Below are 22924 nucleotides of genomic sequence, written 5' to 3'. Positions count from 1 at the left end.
GTCAATCATGGATTAGTCTGAAGTTAGGCGAAAAAAAAAACAACAGAAACTGGAAGCAAAACATGAAAGCACAAACCTTCAACAAGTCGTTAGTCGCAAATGCTGTCACCTCAGCATTACTCTTATCGTTAACCTCATTGGTAGCTCAAGCTGAACAAAATCAGCAAGAATCTGAAGTGGAGCGTATTCAAGTTACTGCAACTCACAGAACTTCAACTATTGATGAATTGCCATTTAATATTTCCGCAATGTCTGGAGAGGAGCTTGAATCACGCAATGTGTTAGATAACTCTGAATTGGTGAGAAATTTTGCCGGTATTACGTTAATTGATAAAGGTCCGAGAAATGGCGGTACTGCAAATAGCATGATTATTAGAGGTATCAATGTTGAAGGTGGATTTTCAGGGGCAGATGTTGGCCAATCGACGGTACCAACTGTTTCTACTTATGTTGATAGCACACCTGTATTTGCCAACTTCTTATTAAAAGATATTGAACGTGTTGAGTTATTGCGTGGCCCTCAAGGTACACTTTATGGTTCTGGTGCATTGGGTGGTACCGTGCGCTATATCATGAATAAACCCGATGCAGATCTTACCGAAGGCAGTGTAAAATTGGACTTTGGTCAAACAGATGGCTCCGACGGTAATAATATGTCTTTTGATGGTATGTTTAACCTGCCTCTTTCAGATAAAACAGCGGTTCGTGTCGTTGTCAGTCAAGTGGATAATGACGGTATTATCGATCAAGTTAACTTATACCAAGTAGATAATGGTGGGGTGCCTGTAGTTAAAGCTGATAATGGCGACTGTGTGCCTGTTAATGGCCAGCTTACCGCTGAAGAGTTAACATTTAATGGTTCTTGTTATCGCAGCAAAAAAGATGTTGATACTGTCGAACAAACTTATGTAAAGATTGCGCTAGGTTCCGAGCTTACAGATAACGTAGATTTACTTCTTACCTACCATAATCAAAGTGATGAAATTGGTGGTCGCCGTGCGGTTACTCGCGGCGCTGATTACTTGGGTAATGAGTATGGTGATTATGAAAATGGCTCAACATTCTTAGAGCAATCTGAACGAGATGTTGACTTAGTCAGTTTAGAAATAGTTGCTGACTTAGGCTTTGCTACATTGACTTCAAATACCTCTTCTTATACCCATGAAGGTAGTGGTTGGCGTGATAATACCAGTTTATGGGTAACTGACCGCACCGGTGGTGTTGGTTTTACTAACTGGTTTGATATTTTATATACTGGCAACCCTCGTCCAGCGGCGCATGTTGAAGCAGGCTTTGAAGATGAGGCAGTAATTCAAGAGTTTCGCTTAGTATCAAATACGGATGACAATGACAGCATTGATTGGTTAATTGGTGCTTTTTATACGGATCAAGATCGTAAAACGACTAACTTCTCGCATTTACGCGGATTGGGTGAATATGGCTTTGCCTGTGTTGATGTTGGCGATGCTTGCGCCGCTAATGGCAGTTGGTGGGCAGGAGTACCCGCAATTAATGATATGGATTTTTCATATATTCGAAATGAAAATTTTACCGACTTAGCGATATTCGGTGAATTTACTTATCACTTTAGTGATAGTTTTAGAAGCACGGCTGGTATTCGTTGGTTTGATAACGAATTAACCAATGAAACATCTACCTTTTTTGCATATTTACAGCCCGAAGATATCCCTTTTGTACCATTTGAAACTCAAAGCGAAAGCGATACTTTGTTTAAGTTTAACTTGTCTTATGACTTGGCAGATAATATGACAGCCTATGCGACTTATTCAGAAGGTTTTAGACGAGGTGGCTCTAACGCAGTGCCAACCAGCGGGCCATTTACTGAGCTCAACCCCGAAACTGTAGAGACCTATGGCAAAGATACTGTAACTAACTATGAGTTAGGTATTAAAGGCTGGACTGAAAATGTCATATACTCTGCAGATATTTACATGGTTGACTGGGAAAATCCTCAACTAAATACCGGCACAGCTTGGTGGGGCTTTTTTATTGCACAAAACGGCGGCGCTGCAGAAAGTAAAGGTGCTGAATTTGAAGCCAGTATTACCTTGACAGATTCACTGAATATGAATGTCGGCTATGCCTATACCCGTTCGGAGTTAACTGAAGCCTTAATTCAGCCCCAGTCAGAGTCAGAAATAGCTCCCGCTGGCGCTCGCTTACCAGGAGTTGCAGAGCATACTTTCTCGATTGCATTAAGTCATACCATGTCATTAACCAATGAAATTGATATGAGCACTAACTTATCGGCTTATTATCAGTCTGATACAGTTAACTCTGTTGTGCCTGACAGTGCTGTTTATGATGAATTTGATGGTTTCACTATCGTCAATGCAAACGTTCAGTTTTACCTTGAAAACTGGGTGCTAGCGCTTTATGCGAAAAACCTAACCAATGAAGAAGGGGTTACTGCAAGTTATCCGGCCACATACTGGAGCACAGATACAGGGGTGTTTGAAAACTACTATGGTAATAACCAAAAAGATATGATTGCCCGTCCTAGAACATTGGGTATATCAGTGTCTTATCAATTCTAGTAGCGCTGAACAAAAAGTTAAGTTATTAAGGATGATAACTTAACTTTTGTTTTTAAAACCAATCTCGAATATATTGATGTATAACGAAAGTAAACAACATAAGTCCTTATAGATGAATATGTTACAAGGTCATGAGCAATTACTTAAGCAAGGTATTGAAAGCCTCAAAAGCCAAGATTTCAATCAAGCTATTAAAGTAAGCCAACAGCTCAATCAGCAATTTCCTAATTATGCTAATGGTTGGTACTTTACGAGCCAAACAGCGCTAGGTATCAATAACTCTAAAGCCGCCCTGCAAAGTATTCAAAATGCCAATAAGCTATCGCCAAACAATATTGGTTGGCAATTAACTCAGGCTAATATTCATATTCAATTAAAACAATATCAGCTAGCAAAAGAGCTTCTTCTTGATATTACTTCAAGTGCTTTAAATGATAATCAAGAACAGCAACTTGCTCAGATATACTCTCAACTTGGCTTATCTGATAAAGCCTTGCATCATTACTATCAGGCTATAGATAAGGCCCCTAACAATGGCGACTATTACTATAATTTAGCGACCGAATTACGTTACCGCGGCGATAAAAAGTTAGCGCGTAGCGCATTAGAAAAAGCATTAGAAATTAATTCGTTAGATGTTGACTCTCACGCTCTGATAACGGATGTAACTCAGCAGACTGCAGAGCATAATCATATATCACATCTTGAAAGTTTATTATCGAAATCGCTAGCACCAAAACAAAAAATACAAGTACTGTTTAGTTTAGCCAAGTGCTATGAAGATTTAACGCAATATCACGATGCCTTTGACTATTTAAATCAAGCGACAGCATTGCGGCGGCAACACCTTCATTATGATATTAAGCAAGATCAGGAAGCGATGACGTTAATTGAGCAAGAGTTAAATAATCATTGGTGGCAAACCACGCAAGAGACTACCCAAGAAACAACCCAAGAAAGCTTAGCGCTCACTCCAATATTTATTGTTGGTATGCCTAGAACAGGCTCTACCCTAGTAGAGCAACTCTTAGCGGCAGATCAAAGTGTTTTTGCAGCAGGAGAGTTGAATGAATTTTCAACCTTACTGATTGATCAAGTCACCAAAAAATTTGGCACGCCAAGATCGCAACAGGCATTAATTCAACATTCAGCTCAACTTGACTATAAGCAGCTTGGCGCGGCTTACTTGAAAACCATTAAGCAAAGAATACCAGAAGAAAAAGCTAATTCAGTTAAATACATCACTGATAAGTTACCCTTAAACTTTTTATATCTCGGGCTAATTAAAAAAGCGTTGCCTTCCGCCAAAATTATTCATGTAAAACGCGAACCTATCGATACCTGCTATGCCGTCTTTAAAACCTTATTTCAGCAGGTTTATCCGTTTTCTTATGTACAAACGGAAACCGCACAGTATTTTCTTTCTTATCAGAAATTAATGTCTCATTGGCAATCGCTCGACAGTCAGCTTTTTTATGATGTTGATTATGAGCAGTTGGTTATCGAACCAGATCAGGTTTGCCGTGAGCTATTTAACTATTGCCAGCTCAACTGGCAGCATAAGTATTTGGATACAAGGCTACAAGGCAATAGCGTAATAACCGCCAGCGCGAGTCAAGTGTCAGAGCCTATATACAAAAATTCTGTTGAAAAGTGGCGACACTACCAAGCTCAATTAGCACCTATGATTAATGTTTTAGCCGAAGCGGGAATACCGTGCGATTAAGCAAAGCTGTAACAAGCTTTTGGTTAATCACTTTATTGTCTTCATTTAACTGGCAAGTTACCGCTGGTACTAACGATTTTGTCTCGATGGTATTACAAAAAGGAAATCCACCACTTGTGCCATTGAACTATAGCCACATAGTTGATCCAAATACTAGTCCTGTAAGCGGCACCTTAAAGCTCTCTGGCGAAATAAGACTAAAAGTGAATGTTGAGCAAAGCTATCTTACTTATATTGACAAAAAACAATCGGTTGCAGAGCAAGGGTATACACACTTAGACAGAGAATTGTTACCCGATATTAAGTTTCAATTTTTTACGCTTGACGGTAACGTAATTCCTGTTGAGCGTCGCTTGCAGTCATCATCTCATGCCTATTGGGATTATTTTGTAGGAGTTGGCCTAGTTGAAAAGACTGAACAAACAGGCACATACCAACTTACTGTGCCATTGACGTTAGTGGAGCGAAATCAAAACTGCACCCATAACGGGGTGCTAACCTTTTTAATTGATAAACAGGGAACAGCCTCTCAGTACTATTACCAATTTACGAGCGAAACCTGTTTGTATTTCAAAGTGAATTTGTGGGGTGTTGGCCAAACTAAATTTGCTACTTTCAATGATATTAAAGCAGAGCCAATACTCGAACAGTTAAAAATAGAACAGCAAACCTTACTCCCTCGTCGCCCACTGACAGAGCTACTAAATTACAATAATGATGTAATCCTCGATAACATAAAGCTTAAAGAATTTATTGAGCATGATATGAGTCAGCTAGGAGTCGTTTTTAAAGGCATTCATTACTATGGTCAATGTCAAACCAGAACGGGTAAGTATCCTTTTTGCCAGCAAATGGTATTACCCTCATATTCATTAGCAAAGTCAGTATTTGCAGGTTTAACTAGCGACGCTTTAAGGTCACGTCACCCTAACTTACTTGAAGAAGAAGTCACTGACTGGATAACTGAGTGCAGTCAAAATCAATGGCAAGGAGTGAGGTTTAAGCATTTACTCAATATGACCACGGGCTTTTATGCTTCGGAGAAGCATGGCGTTGATGAAGGCAGTAGCGACACACTTAAATTTTTTTTGGCTGAAAGTCATCAAGATAAAGTTAAATTTGCTTGCAATCACTATCCGAAAAAATCATCAGCGGGTAATAAGTTTATTTACCATACTTCAGATACTTACCTGTTAGGGGTAGCGCTTAATCGCTTTTATCAACACCATTATGGTCATGATAAGAAACTCTTTGATGACTTTTTAGTAGATAAGATATTTTTACCGCTAGGCTTAAGCGAAATCGCATCAAGTACTCTTAAAACCACAGATATTGGGCAAGCGTTTACTGGTTACGGCTTATTTTTTACCGCGGATGACTTGGCAAAATTAAGTCATTATGTCTCTTTACAGACAGCAGATTTAATCTATAAAAATATCAAACACAGCATGAAAACCCCGCTAGCGAGTATTCGATATCTCAATAGCTTTTGGTTATATGACGCTTCAGTGAAAGTGAACTGTAAAAGATCAACTTTTATTCCCTATATGTCAGGTTACGGCGGTATAGCGTTAGCTATTGTTAGCCCAGAACTTCAATTTTTTTATGTCAGTGATAGCAACCACCATGCTTGGCAAAACTCACTAATTGAGTTTAATAAGCTGACATCAATTTGTGCAAACTAAAGGATACTTATGTCTAATTACTCGGCTCAATCAACGACATGTGAAAATGTGTTAATTAATAAGTTTGCCCAATTAAAAGTTCAACCTAACGGTATACTGGCACAGGTTATGTTAGCTTTTTTAACCACGGCAGGTATTTTTTATATAAATATTATGCCGGCCTTACTGAGTGGCTTAAAAGATGGATTAGGGTTTACAAGCCAACAGGCTGGATTTGTCAGTTCAGCTAACTTATATGGAGCGTCATTTGGCGCTTTACTAGCCGTATTTATTATTAAAAAGATTCGTTGGCAGCGCTGGGCTTATTGTCTTTTAGTAAGCATATTGCTCATAGATTTATACTCAATTTATATTACCTCAGCTGATATCATGATTGTGTTCAGAGCATTACATGGCGTTACAGGTGGTCTCTTGGTTGGTATTGGTTTTTGCATAATTTCAAGAACACAAGATCCTGATAAAACCTTTGGTTACTTATTATTTATTCAATGGGGGCTGGGAGGTTTAGGTTTAATGTACCTACCAAGTTTAGTAACTATTTACGGTACGACAGTGCTTTTTAGTGCCTTGATCGCTTTTTCATTATTAACCTTAGTGATGCTGGTGTTTTTACCTCAGTATCCCGTTGAAGAACAGCGGCAATTAAGTACTAAGAATACTAAAACAGAATTAAAACCGTTAATGATGACTTTAACTGCTATTTTTCTTTTTCAAGGGGCAAATATGGGCTTATTTGCATATATGATAGCGCTTGGTAAAGCAGCTGGATTATCAACTAGCTTTATGAGCACCTCTCTAGGAATAGCCAGTTGGGTGGCGTTAATTGGTGCATTTTTAGTGATGTTAGTAGGTACCAAATTTGGTCGAGTAATACCGTTAATGATTGGTATTGCATCAACAGCTTTTTGTACTTGGATTTTACATTATAGTGATAACGCAAATGTTTACTTATACGCTAATATTATGGTTGGCGTTGGTTGGGCATTCGTGTTGCCATATTTATTTGGTATTTGCGCAGAACTTGGTAAAGCCGGGCAGTACGCAGCTATGGGTGGTTTTGCTTCTAAAATGGGCTTAGCATCAGGCCCGATGGCTGGCGCGCTTGTCTTATCGAATGAAGTGTATGAACCAATGATAAATGTTGCCACTATCGCGTTAATCGCTTGTGCAGTTATTGCGTTTATACCAGCTAAAAAATTGGACGCTCATTAGGGGCTGTTGATCTTTCAGTTTGTCACTCTGTTGCCTTGAAAAAGATGAGATTCGCGGCGCTTAAAGTAATGTTTGGTTGTTCCAAATACACTTGAAGCAACAAAGAATATCGCTTTTTCAAGTCAACCCAAAGGGCTTTGGCTAAAATGAAAGATCAACAGCCCCTAATACAGATACAGTTTATTTGTTAGGTTGCTGTAGCACCAAAAGTTAACGCATATGTGAACGTCCTAGCTTGATGAATTCCCTTTCATCAGTAAATTCAGCAAGCTCTGCTTTTTGCACAAATTCAGTCCTGTACTCTATTAATTCAGATAGGCAGTTGTTGGCAAAAAGAAGAGATAATCCAAATCTGGTTGTATGGGATATTACGAGTAATTAAGTTTGAAACAACAAAAACAAGTTTGAAAGTAAAAGGCGAGCCATATAATGGTTCGCCTTTTTACGTTTAATAACTTGCAGGAAACTCTCAGCCACACCAGCGTTTTAGCGTCTACGACTGCTTTTTCGGTATAGCAGACTTAATCATTAAGAAACGCACTAACGATAAATACGTCAATCCTTACACTGCCTGCCAAAAAGTACGCCCTATAACCTGTCTCTATGCAGACATAATTTCACAAAAAGTTAAGTGATAATTAAGGCGTAAAGTTTCCCCTTATTACTCATATTAGACTTCAAGTTGAAGTAACATTCTGTTTAGATTATTCTTTTGTCTAAATTAACGAATGCTAACTAACTTAATGCAAACTTCTCTTCATAAAAATCGAGGTTTTACCTTGATTGAATTAGTCGTAGTTATTGTAATATTGGGTATATTGGCTGCAACAGCAGCTCCCAAGTTTATTGATGTTACAACTGACGCAAAAATAGCTACTTTAACGTCACTTAAAGGCTCGATGAAATCTACCATTGATATGGTGAAAGCTAAGGCAAGAATAAAAGGCCTTAGCCCTGTGTCATCTAATCCAGGTAGTGGTCAATCAGAGTATATTGTAGATTTTGGCTTTGGAACTGCAGAGATTGATTTTAGGAATTTATGCCCAGAAAGTAGTGCAGAGCTTGGCTCACAGCTAGATATGGAAGACTTTTTGGAAATTGATTCAGAAGATTTCGAACCTACCGTGACAACTAACCAATATACATTTATTGGTTACAATATACCGAGTAATAGCTCTCCAGTAACCGATCAAGGCTGTTATGTTATTTATGATTCGTTTGGTGATCCTGACTGTACGATTACGGTTGTATCAGAGGATTGCTGATGAGTAATGTTTAATATTAGTAAACCGTCTATAAATGATGAATAATTTTAGAAGGCGAATCAGAGATGATTCGCCTTCTACGTTAAATGACTTACCGTTAATTTTTTTGTAGAGTCGGTTTTTTGATTTAGACTGCTTCTACTCGGATATAGCGTTCATTAAATTTTATTTCCTGGCAGATGTATTTCATGGAATAATTGGTATAAAGAGTTAGGTGCTGTGCAGCAAAGGTAACAACGGTAGGTTTTGTTCTTGCGCTGTATATTTTAAAGAACTTTTTTAAATCCCTCTTAAAAATTGATTGTTCTAATCAAAAAATATCGAGGCCAAATCTCGCGAACTATACTTTCCCAGTGAGGATCAATATCTCCATTAGGAAGTTGTAACAGCCAAATCTTAGCCCATCGTTGCACATTTTTACCTGATTTTGTTAATTTCAGCGGTAAAAATCTACGTATGTAGTTTGCATCTTCGTATTCAACTACAGCATTGTTTCTTGTACTTTTATATAGCTTATCGAGGGCAGCACTAATTATTTCAACATCTGACAACGGAAGTATATTCTGTGCTTTCAAAGATGATAATATTTCAGCCTTCTTAATGCACTTGATCATGTAAGCATCGAGGTGGGGTGTGTAAACTACGCCGGTTAGCCCTGAAATAGAAGCCAGTTCTCGATCAGCTATTTCCTTTAGTGGCTTAAGTTCGTTATTAATGTCACTTAATTCACTGAGTACGGCGGGATTATCGGTTAACTTTGGCAATAGAACTCTCTCTTAAAAAAGGGCTGTTTCAGCAACAGCCCCGCGCTAGTTAAACTTGGTAAATCCAGTCTAAAAAATTTTTAGAATCGTTTACATTCGTAAACTTGATTAATTTAGTTCCATTTTGATCGTTAACCACTATATTTTGCTTGTTAACAGAAATGGACTTAACAGGTGATTTAATCGAATAAACCCTGCCTTTGTATGTATAAGACATAATAAAACTCTTTTAATTTGTGCTAAAGCACATAAATATGAAAAGCCGTATTATTGTGTGAAAACCTTTTAGATATATTATCAATATCAATTTATTACGAGAGTGTATCTCGATAGACCAAACAACAATGTTAGCTTAATAGTTTGAGTGATGACTGACTGTGAAAGGGAAAGACAAAACACGGATTATTACAGAGAATAATCAGTTAAATAAACGAGAGGAGAATAAATAACGCGGCAACTATATAGGTCGATGACTAAAAAGTAAACCATTAATGTCTATCTAGCTTAAGTTAAAACAACGAGTAGAGGCTTTCAATATAATAAATACCCAAATTTAATAGGCTTAAAATACTCAATAGTAATAAATGCTAATAGAGCCATTCAATTAATTTATTCGCCTTCTTTTATCGTTGTTAAGCTCAATTCTTGTGTTTCGTCGTTTAGGCTAAACCACGCTTGACCGTCTTGAATGGTGACTTGAATGTGCATTTGCCGTGTCACTAATTCTGCTAATTGCTCAATGGTTGTTTCATTAACGGTAGCAATTGTCAGATTCTTACGGGTATTTAGCGCGTTTTGCTCTTTCTTCCACCACTCGTCAAAGGCATTGTTGTCGTAACTATAAACAATCATCTGTTGTGACTGATTACAGCCTTTTTTAATGCGCTGCTCAGATGGTTGACCAAGCTCTATCCATAACTCAATTTCATCACTGTAGCTTTTTTGCCATAAGTCAGGCGTATCTACGTCACTTAACCCCTTGGTAAACTCAAGTTGTTCGTGAGCGTTAAAAGCAAATGCGACAAGCCTAAGTAACATGCGTTTGTCACTTTCTGACGGGTGCCTTGCGATCGTGAGAGAGTGGTCGGCGTAATAGTTTTTATCCATGTTTGATATAGATAATTCAACTTTAAAAATTGTCGCTTTAAGAGCCATAGTAGGTACTTCACAAATAAGTTGTTGGTATTATAACAGCAATCGAAAAAGCTAGGTTGTAATAATCAGGTAATTCAACCAAGGCACTATTTAAATTCACTCAGCTTCATGGTTTATAGGAGTGGTCTAGAGAACGTTAAAATTACGTAATGAATATTGACCAAATGGATAGAAAAGTATTGCTTTACTGCGTTAGTCATTCATACAATGTTGCTCAAAACGTTTTCTCTATCGGTTTGAGCTTTTCTGAGATTGTTCATCACCAATTAACATAAATTGCGAAATATACCTATGAAAAATATTAAGTTTGGTTTAACTCTATTGATGGCATCACTGGCACTTTTAGGGTGTCAGAGTAATAAATCCTCCCAAGTTCCGGTTAATAAAAACGTGACGGCAAACAGTGTGCAATCAGACAATAACCGTGCTGTGTTAAGTGAAGTTAAATCGCTTAAAGTGGCAACTTGGAATGTAGAGCATCTTGCATATCCGGCTGCACAAGGTTGTAAGCCTCGTGATAGCGCAGAGATAATTAAGCTGAAGAGTTACGCTGCAAATTTATCCGCTGATATTGTTGCTTTGCAAGAAGTGGCTTCTTATCAAGCGGTAGAAAGTGTTTTTCCTGCCAATTCTTGGCAAATATTTATCTCAGAGCGCGCCGATAGTGAGACGTATGAATGTCGTAAATCAGGCTTTATGTCAACACAGCAAAAAGTTGCATTTGCTGTGCGTAAGGGATTGGATGTTAAACAAGTACACTCGCTTGCCGAGCTTGCGCTAGATAACCCCAGCTTACGCTATGGTTTAGAGCTCACCGTTAGTACGGATTTTGGCCAGGTTACTTTGCTTAACGTACATATGAAAAGTGGTTGTTTTGTCGATAACTACTCTCGGGCTACGGATAAAAAATCGTGTGCGACATTAGCTAAACAGGCGCCAGTATTAGATAGCTGGATAGAAACACGTGAAAAGCAGGGCGAACCTTATGTGGTGCTTGGTGACTTTAATCATCGATTATCTGCGCCATACAATCACTTAACGAGGTTACTAAAAAATAATAGTGATCAGTCTGCATCGAGTTTAGACGTTACTACCAAAGACCTTATCGGTTGTCATCCATATTACCCTGCACCGATTGACCACATTTTAGTAGGACATATGAATAGCTTAAGCATGAATAAACAAATAAAAGCGCACTATTTTGACAAGATGGAACCCAATGAAATGCTCAGTGATCATTGCGCTGTGTCTATAGAAATAAGCGCTGATGCATTGCCATTATCCAATGCGGTTAAATGGCAAAGAACGAGTGCTGAATATAAATACCTTACTCAATCAACCTACCAAGAAGCTGCCAATGTTGTCGCTGAAGCTAACTTTACGTCCCCTTGGGTTGTGGTAATGGATATTGATGAAACGGTATTAGACAACAGTGGTTATCAAGTAGGTATCGATAAGCAAGGTTTAACCTACCAAACTGATACGTGGAACGATTGGGTTGAATCAAAACAAGCTGGCCTAGTCCCGGGTGCTAAATCTTTTATTGAAACGGTTATTGAAAGTGGCGGTAAGTTAGCTCTTATTACGAACCGAAATAGAGAGCTAGATAAATATACGTGGCAAAACATGCTTGAGCTCGGTTTACCCATTTCTGTTGAAAATACGTGTTTAGTTGGCCGAGTAGCTCAAGACAAAATGGCCATTGATGGTGGCGCAATCAAAAACGATAAAGACTTAAGACGTCGCCAGCTTCAACAAGGTGAGATCAGCTGTTACGTGTCAGGCTCGAAAAGGCATAGTGACTTTCCTAAATTGGAAATCATCATGCAAATTGGCGATAACATTGAAGACTTTAGTGGTGTTACCCAAGAACATGTCGATCCCATGGAACTACTAAAAACCAATGACAATGAATTATTCTTGTTACCTAACCCTATGTATGGGTCGTGGTAAAGGTATAAATAAGGAAAGTGACAATAGACGAGAATAACGAGTGAAATAGTATCATCAAAGAAAATGTCACTTTTAACGCTTTATTCATTCAAATTTTACAATTCGCGTATTGTGATTTGTTATACAAAAGCGTCGAGTTTTTCAGAGTAATAATATGATATTTAATAACAAAAATGAGATCGAAAAGTTCAAGAAAGAGATAGTCATTATAAAAGAGCAAAACTTGGCGCTGTCTGATGATATGCCAGCAACCTCGGTTAGATTCAATAAACAAGAATAATTGAATAAGTTATAGTTACACAATGAAGGATGTTCGTTTAATTGTGTACAGCGATACTAAGCTGCTTTGCTGATTGAACATTCAATGATGCAGTTGAATGAGAATAGATACAAAAAAGGCTTAACGTTTTGGTTAAGCCTTTTTCATCACTTACTTTTCCCAGTAAGCATGTTCTAAACTATCTTCTCTTTCTGGTAACCCTTTCGACAGGCGAGGGGAGTTTTGCGTGAGAACTTCAAAGCTTACTCGGTTTGCGTATTTGCAAATTTGTGACAGTGATGAATAGGTCAAAGCGGGTAGTAGGTGCTTACTTGAGCCTTTCACATTGAGCTTATGAAAGTCGTTTGAAGAGATATCATGTAATAGCGCTGCTAATGCACCGTCGCCTGCACCGTTGGTATTTTTGATGGTTTCAGGACCACCTAAATAAGGTGCAATGTGTGAGTATATTTTAATTGGCTCTTCACACTCAGCTTTTCTTAAAGGGCGTGAAAACTCGTATTTATTAAATTCAGGGATAGAGCCTGGTAAATATTCACGTTCGCTTTTACGCTTAAACTTTTCATCAGTATAGCCCGCCATGTACAAGCCTTCAGGGCCAGCAGTACATAACACCATATCAACTAGCTCTAACGCTTTATCTGCGGCAATTAATGGATCTTTTGTGCCAACTAGCGCATCGGCTTCTTCTTCGTTCATGGCAAGAATTTGTACGTGCTCTTGAATAAACTCACGCCACCATTGTGGACGTTCGTCAATCATGAACCGAGTACCTAACGTAAGAACAACAGGGACGCCATGTTTATTGGCATATTCTATGGCTTTTAGTGAGGCTTTATCTAAGGTGTCTTCACCAGAGCAACGAGTAAAGTAAGCACTAAGTACAAAGGCAGAGGCATTTTTGATCATGTCTTCATTAATAAAATCAGGTGACAATCTATTCATCATGCCTGAGTCAATCGCAAAGGTACGTTCACCTTCTTCAGTGATTAAAGTAAAACCTCGGCCGATTGGACCATCTACAGGTTGTAGATGTTGCAAGTCAACTTTTGAAGAGGTGTTACACAAGTATTGATAGGCATAGTTGCCGACACTAATATTTTGACTCATTACACCATAAAGTACTGAACGATCATCTGCCAATACCGAGTAATTGTGCATTGTATTACCGATCGTACCACCAGCATATTGAACATTAATTAAATCGTGTTCAACCAAATAATTGTATAAAGATTCAGCGGTAGCCGAATCAACTAATTGTGAAAGGCCTTTTTTTAGATTGAATTGCTCAAGTACTGAACTACAAACATTTGCTTCGATATCAACAATCGTTTGGTCTAAACCAACAACATAAGGGTGTTCAAGTTGAACGGTGTTGGTCAGTTTATGAGTAAGAGGATCTTTCTTATCAATTGGAAAATAATGGCGGTGTTTTCTTCGGCCTGGAAATCGCATAGATAGTACATGTAAATTTTAAATTAGGCGTATTATAAGTGAATTAATATAAATCTATAGTCTTAAAATGCCGCTAGCCTTGATTTTTAAATAGGCTGCCGAGATATTGTTTTTAAATCAAACAGTTTTGCTAACCTTACTTTATTACCCTGTAATCAAAGCGAAGAAGAACATGATTATTTTGAAAAGTGTTGAGTGCTTTTTCTACTGATAGTTTAGTTTCTCACAGAAAAAATCAAATGTTTAGGCGCTAAAAAACTGTTTAGGCTCTATAGAGCTTGAGCATGAATAAGTTATTTCTTTTGGATAAATAACAAAATTTAGTGCTTAATTTTGACTGAAATCTTGGTAAAATTCCCTTTTTAACATCGAAGAAATTCCCCATGAGTGAAACTATCCCTAATTGTCCGGCTTGTCAGTCTGAATATGTTTACCAAGACCAGAATCTATTTATTTGCCCTGAATGTGCGCACGAGTGGGATCCTGCTGAAGTTGAAGCTGAAGAAACGGTTAATGTTAAAGATGCCAACGGGGCGTTATTAGCTGAAGGTGACAAAGTCACCGTTGTAAAAGATTTAAAAATTAAAGGCAGTTCGCAAGTCATTAAAATTGGCACAAAAGCTGTGGTAAGGCGGATTAAAGATGCCAAAGATCACGAATTAGATTGTAAGGTCGATGGCGTTGGTGAAATGATGGTTACTGCTAAGTTTGTTAAAAAAGCATAACGATTTACTCGTTATTACTCATAGTGCTGATGGGGATCGAATGGTAGGTGCCCAGTCTTAACCCATATTATGGTTTGCTCACTAACAAATGGGTGATGTTCACTCATATGGGGGCTGCGTAGCCAAGTGCCTTTCGGGTATGAGCCATGCTCGTCTTTAAATTCGCCAGTTAAGACAAGTACTTCTTCACCACCAAAGTGGCGGTGTGGCAGAAAACGTTCATTGGCCGGCCATTTCACAAGTGCAACATGTTCACCTTGATGTTCATGTAACGGCATGACTTCAAGCCCTCCTTGACCGGGTAACCAAGGCTGTATTTCGGTGTTAACTCTTACTTGCTCAGTATCGCTTGTTTGAAATTGGTGCAACTTTACAAAGAGCGTGCAACCATGGGTTGAATAAGGCGCATGCACGAAGCCTTTGGGGTTGCGAATATATGTACCTGCGGGATAATCACCTGTTTGATCTGAGAAGACACCGTCAAGTACAAAGATTTCTTCACCTAATGGGTGATTATGCTCTGAAAAAGAGGCTCCTGCATCATACTTTACAATACTCGTAGCATGACCCTGCTCAGCTTCTTCTCGTGCTAACGGTTTTCGCCAGACACCTGTTTTAGGGCTGGGCAACCAAGGCTGCTGCTCTGTATTGATGACAACTCGTTTTGTAAAATCCATATGTAAATTTTGGATAATTGTCATTGCTCGCTCACGATACTGGTTGAATAGCGCTACTTTAGCGAATAGCCAATAAGATTGCCATTAACTAGCTGAGTTATTAATTCTATCAATTGGTCGAGGTATTCTATTTTGTTCGTTATGCTAACACTATGGTTTAGTTTATATGTTGCTTGCATGTTGAAAAGAGTTATTCAAATGCTCACTTTGTTAGTTGTTTTGAGTGTAGCTGCGTCGGTGACTGCCGAACCAGTGCCCAAAAAGTTAACGTTAGCGGCTACTAATTGGTGTCCGTTTATTTGTCAGTCACCAGATAAAAAAGGCTTTGTCGTTGATTATTTAACTGAGTTACTTATCACTAAAAATATCGAATTAACGGTTGATGTCTTGCCTTGGTCAAGAGCGATTATGGCAGCGCGTAATGGTCAATATGATGGGCTGTTAACTTCAACGCCGGTTGAAGCGCCTGCATTTCACTTTCCCAATCAAGCAACGGGCACCTATCAAATGTGTTTTTTTAGTGCTAATCAACGTGTTTTCAATTACAAAGAAAGAAGCTCTTTAAAAGGAATGACGTTAGGCGTAGTTAAAGATTATGGCTATGGTGAGCCATTAGATAGCGTGATTAACCAGCCTAAAACTGATGAATATATTCTTTCGGTAGCCAGCAGTACGCCACTTAAACAGCTAGTTAACCTTGCAAAAGTTAGGCGCGTAGATCTGTTCGTTGAAGACAGTATGGTGATGGGGCATTATCAATTGATGGAGCATGAAATGGATATTCATCAACTCGACTGTTTTGAAAAAATTCCTTTTTATACGGCTATTTCTCCCAATCATTCAGCACCTGAAGAACTTATTGCATTGCTTGATGAGCTCCTATCATCAGAGCAAGCAAAAAAGCTTTATCTAGAAAAACAAGCTAATTACACACAGTAAGTATTTGAAAATTAGTTTTTTTACTTTGGTGTTATATTTTTTGAAATTTATTACGTGGGGTTTAGGTCTTAATTGTCCCTTAAGAAAAACAGATTTTTTGCACTATGAAACAAGCTTACTCAACACCCCTTTTTATTCTCATAGCCCTTTCAACCGGTTTGCTGGGCGTTTCGATGAGCCTTATGGGGCACCATAAAAACATCGAGCTTATTACTGACTTCTACGGTATTTCAAGTTGGCTTGCCGGCAATATTTACAATTCGATTGCACTATTAGCACTAGTGAGTGCCGCTATCTTGGCGATTGTGTCAATTAAGGTTGAGAAAGCTCGCGCCGTTTTAGGTTGGTTGTTAATTGCTATTAGCTTAGTACCGTTAGTGGCGCTTTTTGATGAAAATATGTGGCTAGCTCAACTTGGCGGCTTTCCAGCTATAGGTTCTGGCCAAGGCGTTATTAAATACTTTGCCTTGATGGGGCTTGGTTTGTTCTTAGCTAAACCTACAGGCGCTGCGTCACTCAAATTATGGGCAAATGTATTTCCCGTGTTCTTGGTGCTCGTTTGGATTGGTGGCATGAAGTTTACCTTATTTGAAGCACAAGGCATTGAGGTACTTGTTAAAACATCGCCGTTGATGTCATGGATGTACGATGTTTGGGATTTGCAAACAACTTCTAATCTTATTGGTGTCTATGATTTACTTGCCGCTGCGCTGTTAGTTGCTTGTGTTTTTTATCGACAGTTATTACTGCCTGTAATTGTCCTATCCGGCGCAGTATTTGTTGTTACGCAAACTTTTTTATTTAGTTGGGACGCGGCAATATCAGCTGAGACCTTGCTTTCAACGGGTGGACACTTCTTGATAAAGGACTTGTGGTTTATCGCAAATTTAATTGTGTTTTGGCACTTGTTTAATAATTCAATGCACTCTACTGACCAAGCACCTTCATAATTTACTATTATTATTAAAGGCTTATCTGCGATTAAGAATATATAAGTTTGCTGTAATCTGTTTTAATGCTCAATTATAAAAAGAGATAGCCCTAATTGAGCATTCTACTTAGTGGCATTATATGCGCCGATTAACTATCTTAAATCAAGATATAGGTACGTCACCTATCACTATTCAATAGCAAGGATTCTCCTTATGAAAACAAGAGCGGCGGTAGCCTTTGAAGCAAAACAGCCTTTAGAAATTGTAGAGCTTGATTTGGAAGGGCCGAAAGAAGGTGAAGTATTAGTTGAAATCATGGCTACCGGTATTTGTCATACCGATGCGTATACGCTTGATGGTTTAGATTCTGAAGGCATATTCCCTGCGGTACTGGGCCATGAAGGTGCTGGCATTGTTAGAGAATTAGGTCCTGGCGTAACCAGCGTTGCACTTGATGATCATGTTATTCCTTTATATACACCTGAATGCAGACAGTGTAAAAGTTGTTTGTCGGGCAAAACTAATTTATGTACTTCTATTCGTGCTACTCAAGGCAAAGGGGTAATGCCTGATGGCACTTCTCGTTTTTCTTATAAAGGGCAAAAAATATATCACTATATGGGCTGCTCTACCTTTTCAAATTTTGTAGTTATGCCTGAAATAGCTTTGGCAAAAATTCGTAAAGATGCACCGTTTGATAAAGCCTGTTACATCGGTTGCGGTGTAACGACGGGCGTTGGCGCAGTTACTAAAACGGCTAATGTTCAAGTAGGAGATAATGTTGTTGTCTTTGGTTTAGGTGGTATTGGCCTTAACGTTATTCAAGGCGCAAGAATGGTAGGCGCGGATAAAATTATTGGTGTTGATATTAACCCGACAAAGGAAGCATGGGGAAGAAAGTTTGGCATGACTGACTTTGTTAACCCAACCCAATTATCAACCTCAGTTGTTGAGCACTTGGTTGCACTAACAGATGGTGGTGCTGATTTCAGTTTCGATTGTACAGGCAATGTAAATGTGATGCGTGACGCACTTGAATGTTGTCATCGCGGCTGGGGAACCTCTGTTGTCATTGGTGTTGCTGAAGCGGGCAAAGAAATTGCGACACGACCTTTTCAACTTGTAACCGGCAGAAATTGGCGAGGCTCAGCGTTTGGTGGTGCGAAGGGGAGAACAGATGTACCTAAAATTGTTGACTGGTATGTTGATGGAAAAATTGAGATTGATCCGATGATCACCCATACCATGGGGTTAGAAGATATAAACAAAGCATTTGATTTGATGCATGCCGGCGAAAGTATTCGCAGTGTAGTGGTGTTTTAAATGAAAGAAATTTCACGTTGGAAAAACTTTGGTGGCGATTTAGTTGTTTTTGAACATGATGCTAAAACCACCCAGTCAGTTATGACTTTTGCTGTTTTTATTCCGCCCCAAGCTAAAGAAAAACCTGTACCGGTGTTGTGGTATTTATCTGGGCTTACCTGCACTTGGGCAAATGTTATGGAAAAGTCGGGCATACAAGCTTATGCCGCAAAACACGGCGTTATTGTCGTTGCGCCTGATACCAGTCCTCGTGGTGAAAATATACCGGATAATGAGCAATATGATTTAGGGCAGGGGGCTGGATTTTATCTATCAGCAACCGAACAGCCTTGGGCAGAACATTACCAGATGGACACCTATATTACTGGAGAGCTTCAACAACTTATCATCAATAACTTTCCTGTTGATGATGAAAAACAAGGTGTGTTAGGGCATTCAATGGGCGGGCACGGTGCTATTACTTTGTTTTTAAAACACGCCAAACTTTATAAAAGTTGCTCTGCGTTTTCTCCTATTTTGTCACCTAGTGATGTGCCGTGGGGACAAAAAGCATTTCAAGCCTATTTAGGTAGTAATAAAGATACTTGGCAAGCCTATGATGCAACGCAACTTGTAAAGTCACATCAATCGGAGCAAGAAATATTAATCGATCAAGGCAGTGAGGATCAGTTTTTATCGACTCAATTACCAAAAGAGGATTTTTTGGCAGCGGCGAACGAGCACGATCAAGCTGTTATGTATCGTCTGCAAGCTGGTTATGATCATTCTTATTACTTTGTTGCCAGTTTTATGGAAGAACATATTGCTTGGCATGTGCGTCAACTTAAAGAAAGTTAACTACCTTTTTTAAAGCGTCTTGAGGCAAGTTGTGTGGTGTTTATCATCTTGCCTAATGCTTTGTCTTTAGAGCGTTTTTCAGCTAAGGTCGCGCTATTAAACGCTTGCTCGCGCATCAGCTTTTTATAGCTGTCCATACGTCGTTGAGATAATTCACCTGAATCGATGGCGGCAAGCACTGCACAGCCTGGCTCTGACTGGTGGGAGCAATTATTAAATCGACATTGAGAGGCTAATGTTGATATTTCATTGAAGGTTTCATTGACCCCGTGTTCACTGCTACTAAGTTGAAGTTCTCGCATACCCGGAGTATCCATTAAAATACCACCTTGCGGCAAAAGCTTAATAGCGCGATGCGTTGTGGTGTGCTTACCTTTACTGTCGTCTTCTCGAATTGCTCCCGTTGCCATTGCCTGGCTACCGAGTAGTGAGTTAACAAGCGTAGATTTACCTACACCTGATGACCCCATAAAAGCGACTGTTTTACCTGTTTGGCAAAAAGGGGCTAACTGTTGAACACTTTGTGGATCGGTCGCGTTAACGACGATCACCATTAACAAAGGGTCTAACGCTTGAACTTGTGTTTGATACTGTGTGACGTCCTCACATAAATCGGCCTTGGTTAAGACAATAACAGGCTCTACTTCTGCTTCATTGGCAATGACCATATAGCGCTCAATACGACTTAATTTAAAATCGTGATTAAGTGAACAAACTATCATTACTGTATCAATATTAGCTGCGATAAGTTGTGTATCTACTTTTGTTCCAGGTGCTTTTCGCTCAAACAACGATTGACGCTCTAACACTCTTACCACTCGTGAATTTTCATCAATTAGTAGCCAGTCACCTACGCAAATGCGCTCTACATTGGGCGTATAGCTGATTTGTTGATAGCCTAAATCAGACATCACAATCAGATGACTTCGATGCTGCTCGATAACGCGTGCAACAGCATAGTCGGTTAGCTCGTCTATGGTTAATTGTTGCTGAAAATACGGTTTCCATCCAAGCTGATGTTGGCTTAATGTTATGTCACTCATGCTATCTCAAAAAGTGTGTGGGAGTTTGTAGGCATATGCTCAAAAATATATCTGATTTCTAAAACACGTCCATTAATCTATAGTAGAATTTAGCGCATATTAAGTCTTTTATTTGTAATAATATGTATAACGTTTCAATGTTTTACCCTCACTCTTTATCAAGTCCCCTAGTTAAGCAACTAGCAATTTTTCTGTTAATGATTTGCAGTATGGCAGTTAACGCTGATCCTGCTAAATTCTTTGCTAACCATGAATTACAAAGTAAATCAGGCAGTGCTTTTGCGTTGACTGAAAGTAACCAAGCCTGGTTAGTTAAAGCACATCAACAAAGAGAGCAAGATGCACAACGCTTTGTTGATGCACTTCGTGCTATTCCTGAGCTTTCCAAGCAATTAAGTCAATGGTCGAAACTGTCGTTTGATGATCGTATGAAATTACTACCAGCTGTGTTTGAGGTTGAGTGCCAAGTACTTGATATGGAGTGCCCCGAGTTAGTCATTAACAATACTTTGTACCCAACACGGCCAGTGAATTTTGTTTTTGATATGAACAACCCAGGCTCGGGTTTAGTTTATTTAAATCCAGATAAATTAAAAGCGATGGAGCCTTACGCGCCACTTGCTTTTTTAATTCATGAAACACGACATGCCTATCAATTTCAGTTGGCATTTGATGCTCAGTCGTTGCTTGCTAAAGGGTATAAGTCGGCGTTTACAGCTCAATCAACGTTATCAGGGCTTTCTTTTAGTGATTTTCTAACGTTACTCAATGAATATGAGGCCTTTCAATTTGGTAATCATGTGATTGGTTTACTCTATGATTGGCATGTTGATATGCCAATGATGGGTACATTTGCTAGCCAATTTGATCGTCATGGTCATCTTAAAATTGATTTGGTAGCGCTCGCTAACCAACAACAAAAATCAAAAACCTTGCTCAATAAATATAATGAAAAAGCACAGGTACAGTATGATTTACGATCTAAAGGGAAGCAGTAATTGTTTTACCTATGGTTTTAATTGCTTCAACACGCTTTTTATTAAATGCGTGTTGAAAGCTAAGTCTAATGCAATGTTGGTAATTGCTTCGATGAGAAAATAATAAACCCGGTGTGATCACAATATTGTCTTTTAATAATTTGTGATAGATCGCTAAACTATTTATCGGGTGGGCTAATTCAACCCATAGCGAAATGCCACCCAAGGGTTTTGTAAAGCGGGTACAAGAAGGCCAGTAATCGGTTAAAAGTTGCGTGAGGGTCAACATTTGTTGTTGAAGAGTATGTTGCGTGTAATTGATATGCTTTCGATAATCGCCAGATGCCATAAATTCAGCGACACCTGATTGAATTGAACTGCTGCACGCGAGAATACTGGTCAGCTTTAATTGTTCTATTTGTTTTTGCCATCGACTTCCGATGATCCAGCCAATTCGAATATCTTTTGAAAGTGCTTTCGACATTGATGAGCAAACGATCACCCGCTCTTGTGTATCAAAAGATAATAAACTGCTTGTTGGATCGGCAAATGAAATTTCACCATAAATATCGTCTTCAATGACGGCAAAGTCGCAATCGTTAGCTAATGAAAGCAGTCGATTTTTATTATCCTCTGGCATCAAGCTACCCGTTGGCGTTGCGAAATTAGGTGTGACGATACAAGCTGTTATTTGGGTTTTTTCTAATGCTTGGGTTAAATGTTCTATATCAAGTCCAGTCACCGGGTGGCTAGATACTTCAACAACATTAAGCTTTAGTTGCTCTAACAATAAAAGTGAGCCATAAAAAGTAGGGGTTTCAACGGCAACGGTGTCACCTTGCTTGCAAGTTGCCATAAGTGCGAGCATTAACGAGTGCTGGCAGCCAGACGTTATACAAAATGACTCGACGTCAATGTTAATGCCCCTTAAACGATATCGATGACTCAGCTGCTCTCTTAATGTGACATGACCCTTAGGTGTATCGTAATGGCTCGATCTGAAAGGAATTTGCTGACGATAAGCTCGGCGAATATGCTTATTTAAACTGATTAAGTGTTGCGAAGGTAGTGCCGTACTATCATTGGGCACAATATCAAACGCTGCTTCTTTGTTCATCACGTCATAAAAAATATCCGTTAATGAAACGGCCTGAGATTCTAAATTTGGGAAGTGTTGGTTTGGGAGTTGGTGCTGCGTGTTTCTTCGAGGTGAGACAAAAAAGCCGACCTTGGCTTTGGCAAAAATGATCCCTTTCTTTTCTAAATCATTTAAGGCTGAAATTACCGTATTCTTAGCAACACCATGTGATGCCATGATGGTTCTAATAGAAGGCAGTTTCTCACTGGGCAGTATGAGATTTTCATCGATTTGCTGTTCAATTTGATAACTTAGTTGAAGATAAAGCTTAGTCATTTCA

Annotated in this window: 18 protein-coding genes; 12 read left to right on the top strand and 6 right to left on the bottom strand. The window is 39.0% G+C overall.

Annotated elements, in window-relative coordinates; genetic code table 11:
* Window positions 1-62 precede the first annotated feature (62 nt).
* From QQK02_RS04620 to QQK02_RS04600, 5 genes are all read left to right on the top strand, one after another.
* Window positions 63-2558, top strand: a complete 2496-nt coding sequence (locus QQK02_RS04620) for a TonB-dependent receptor (protein WP_284206788.1) — start codon at window positions 63-65, stop codon at window positions 2556-2558.
* 112 nt (window positions 2559-2670) lie between these two features.
* On the top strand, window positions 2671-4284 hold the full coding sequence (locus QQK02_RS04615; protein ID WP_284206787.1) for a tetratricopeptide repeat-containing sulfotransferase family protein: 1614 nt from the start codon (window positions 2671-2673) through the stop codon (window positions 4282-4284).
* Entirely contained in the window at window positions 4275-5969 is a 1695-nt protein-coding gene (locus QQK02_RS04610) for a serine hydrolase (protein WP_284206786.1), read from the top strand. The genes QQK02_RS04615 and QQK02_RS04610 overlap by 10 nt, the downstream gene beginning before the upstream one ends.
* A gap of 9 nt (window positions 5970-5978) precedes the next feature.
* Complete coding sequence (locus tag QQK02_RS04605) at window positions 5979-7181, top strand: MFS transporter (RefSeq protein ID WP_284206785.1); 1203 nt, start codon at window positions 5979-5981, stop codon at window positions 7179-7181.
* A gap of 743 nt (window positions 7182-7924) precedes the next feature.
* Window positions 7925-8446 carry a type II secretion system protein gene (locus QQK02_RS04600; RefSeq protein WP_284206784.1) on the top strand — a complete coding sequence of 174 codons (522 nt, stop codon included), beginning with the start codon at window positions 7925-7927 and terminating at the stop codon, window positions 8444-8446.
* 290 nt (window positions 8447-8736) lie between these two features.
* Here QQK02_RS04600 and QQK02_RS04595 read toward each other — a convergent pair whose 3' ends face one another.
* Window positions 8737-9210 carry a hypothetical protein gene (locus tag QQK02_RS04595; protein WP_284206783.1) on the bottom strand — a complete coding sequence of 158 codons (474 nt, stop codon included), beginning with the start codon at window positions 9208-9210 and terminating at the stop codon, window positions 8737-8739.
* 609 nt (window positions 9211-9819) lie between these two features.
* Window positions 9820-10365: a YaeQ family protein gene (locus QQK02_RS04590; RefSeq protein ID WP_284206782.1), complete on the bottom strand. Its 546-nt coding sequence runs from the start codon at window positions 10363-10365 to the stop codon at window positions 9820-9822.
* A gap of 291 nt (window positions 10366-10656) precedes the next feature.
* On the opposite strand from QQK02_RS04590, the gene QQK02_RS04585 reads away from it, so the two are divergent.
* The gene (locus QQK02_RS04585; protein WP_284206781.1) at window positions 10657-12318 is read left to right on the top strand and encodes an HAD family acid phosphatase; all 1662 of its coding nucleotides are present in this window, start codon (window positions 10657-10659) and stop codon (window positions 12316-12318) included.
* Between the two features lie 430 nt (window positions 12319-12748).
* On the opposite strand, the gene QQK02_RS04580 is transcribed toward QQK02_RS04585, so the two are convergent.
* Complete coding sequence (locus tag QQK02_RS04580) at window positions 12749-14053, bottom strand: inosine/guanosine kinase (RefSeq protein ID WP_284206780.1); 1305 nt, start codon at window positions 14051-14053, stop codon at window positions 12749-12751.
* Window positions 14054-14436: 383 nt separating this feature from the next.
* Here QQK02_RS04580 and QQK02_RS04575 point away from each other — a divergent pair, with 383 nt between their 5' ends.
* Window positions 14437-14778, top strand: a complete 342-nt coding sequence (locus tag QQK02_RS04575; protein ID WP_284206778.1) for a zinc ribbon domain-containing protein YjdM — start codon at window positions 14437-14439, stop codon at window positions 14776-14778.
* 14 nt (window positions 14779-14792) lie between these two features.
* Here the strand turns inward: QQK02_RS04575 and QQK02_RS04570 are convergent, their stop codons facing one another.
* Window positions 14793-15479, bottom strand: a complete 687-nt coding sequence (locus QQK02_RS04570) for a cupin domain-containing protein (RefSeq protein WP_284206777.1) — start codon at window positions 15477-15479, stop codon at window positions 14793-14795.
* Window positions 15480-15653: 174 nt separating this feature from the next.
* Between QQK02_RS04570 and QQK02_RS04565 the strand changes: the two genes are divergently transcribed.
* From QQK02_RS04565 to fghA, 4 genes are all read left to right on the top strand, one after another.
* Window positions 15654-16394: a substrate-binding periplasmic protein gene (locus QQK02_RS04565; RefSeq protein ID WP_284206776.1), complete on the top strand. Its 741-nt coding sequence runs from the start codon at window positions 15654-15656 to the stop codon at window positions 16392-16394.
* 173 nt (window positions 16395-16567) lie between these two features.
* The gene (locus QQK02_RS04560) at window positions 16568-17344 is read left to right on the top strand and encodes a DUF417 family protein (RefSeq protein ID WP_284206775.1); all 777 of its coding nucleotides are present in this window, start codon (window positions 16568-16570) and stop codon (window positions 17342-17344) included.
* Between the two features lie 195 nt (window positions 17345-17539).
* Complete coding sequence (locus QQK02_RS04555) at window positions 17540-18649, top strand: S-(hydroxymethyl)glutathione dehydrogenase/class III alcohol dehydrogenase (protein WP_284206774.1); 1110 nt, start codon at window positions 17540-17542, stop codon at window positions 18647-18649.
* A complete protein-coding gene (gene fghA, locus QQK02_RS04550) occupies window positions 18650-19486 on the top strand; it encodes an S-formylglutathione hydrolase (RefSeq protein ID WP_284206773.1) in 837 nt (278 codons plus the stop codon).
* Here fghA and rsgA read toward each other — a convergent pair.
* Window positions 19483-20529, bottom strand: coding sequence for a ribosome small subunit-dependent GTPase A (gene rsgA / locus QQK02_RS04545; protein ID WP_284206772.1), 1047 nt, complete (start codon window positions 20527-20529; stop codon window positions 19483-19485). The two genes, fghA and rsgA, sit on opposite strands and share 4 nt — an antisense overlap.
* A gap of 209 nt (window positions 20530-20738) precedes the next feature.
* Here rsgA and QQK02_RS04540 point away from each other — a divergent pair, with 209 nt between their 5' ends.
* On the top strand, window positions 20739-21527 hold the full coding sequence (locus QQK02_RS04540) for a hypothetical protein (protein WP_284206771.1): 789 nt from the start codon (window positions 20739-20741) through the stop codon (window positions 21525-21527).
* Here QQK02_RS04540 and QQK02_RS04535 read toward each other — a convergent pair.
* The gene (locus tag QQK02_RS04535) at window positions 21511-22920 is read right to left on the bottom strand and encodes an aminotransferase-like domain-containing protein (protein ID WP_284206770.1); all 1410 of its coding nucleotides are present in this window, start codon (window positions 22918-22920) and stop codon (window positions 21511-21513) included. The genes QQK02_RS04540 and QQK02_RS04535 overlap by 17 nt on opposite strands.
* Window positions 22921-22924 lie beyond the last annotated feature (4 nt).

The sequence above is a fragment of the Thalassotalea eurytherma genome (assembly GCF_030161415.1).
Classification (GTDB): domain Bacteria; phylum Pseudomonadota; class Gammaproteobacteria; order Enterobacterales; family Alteromonadaceae; genus Thalassotalea_G; species Thalassotalea_G eurytherma.
This window is presented reverse-complemented; position numbering and strand designations above follow the sequence as displayed.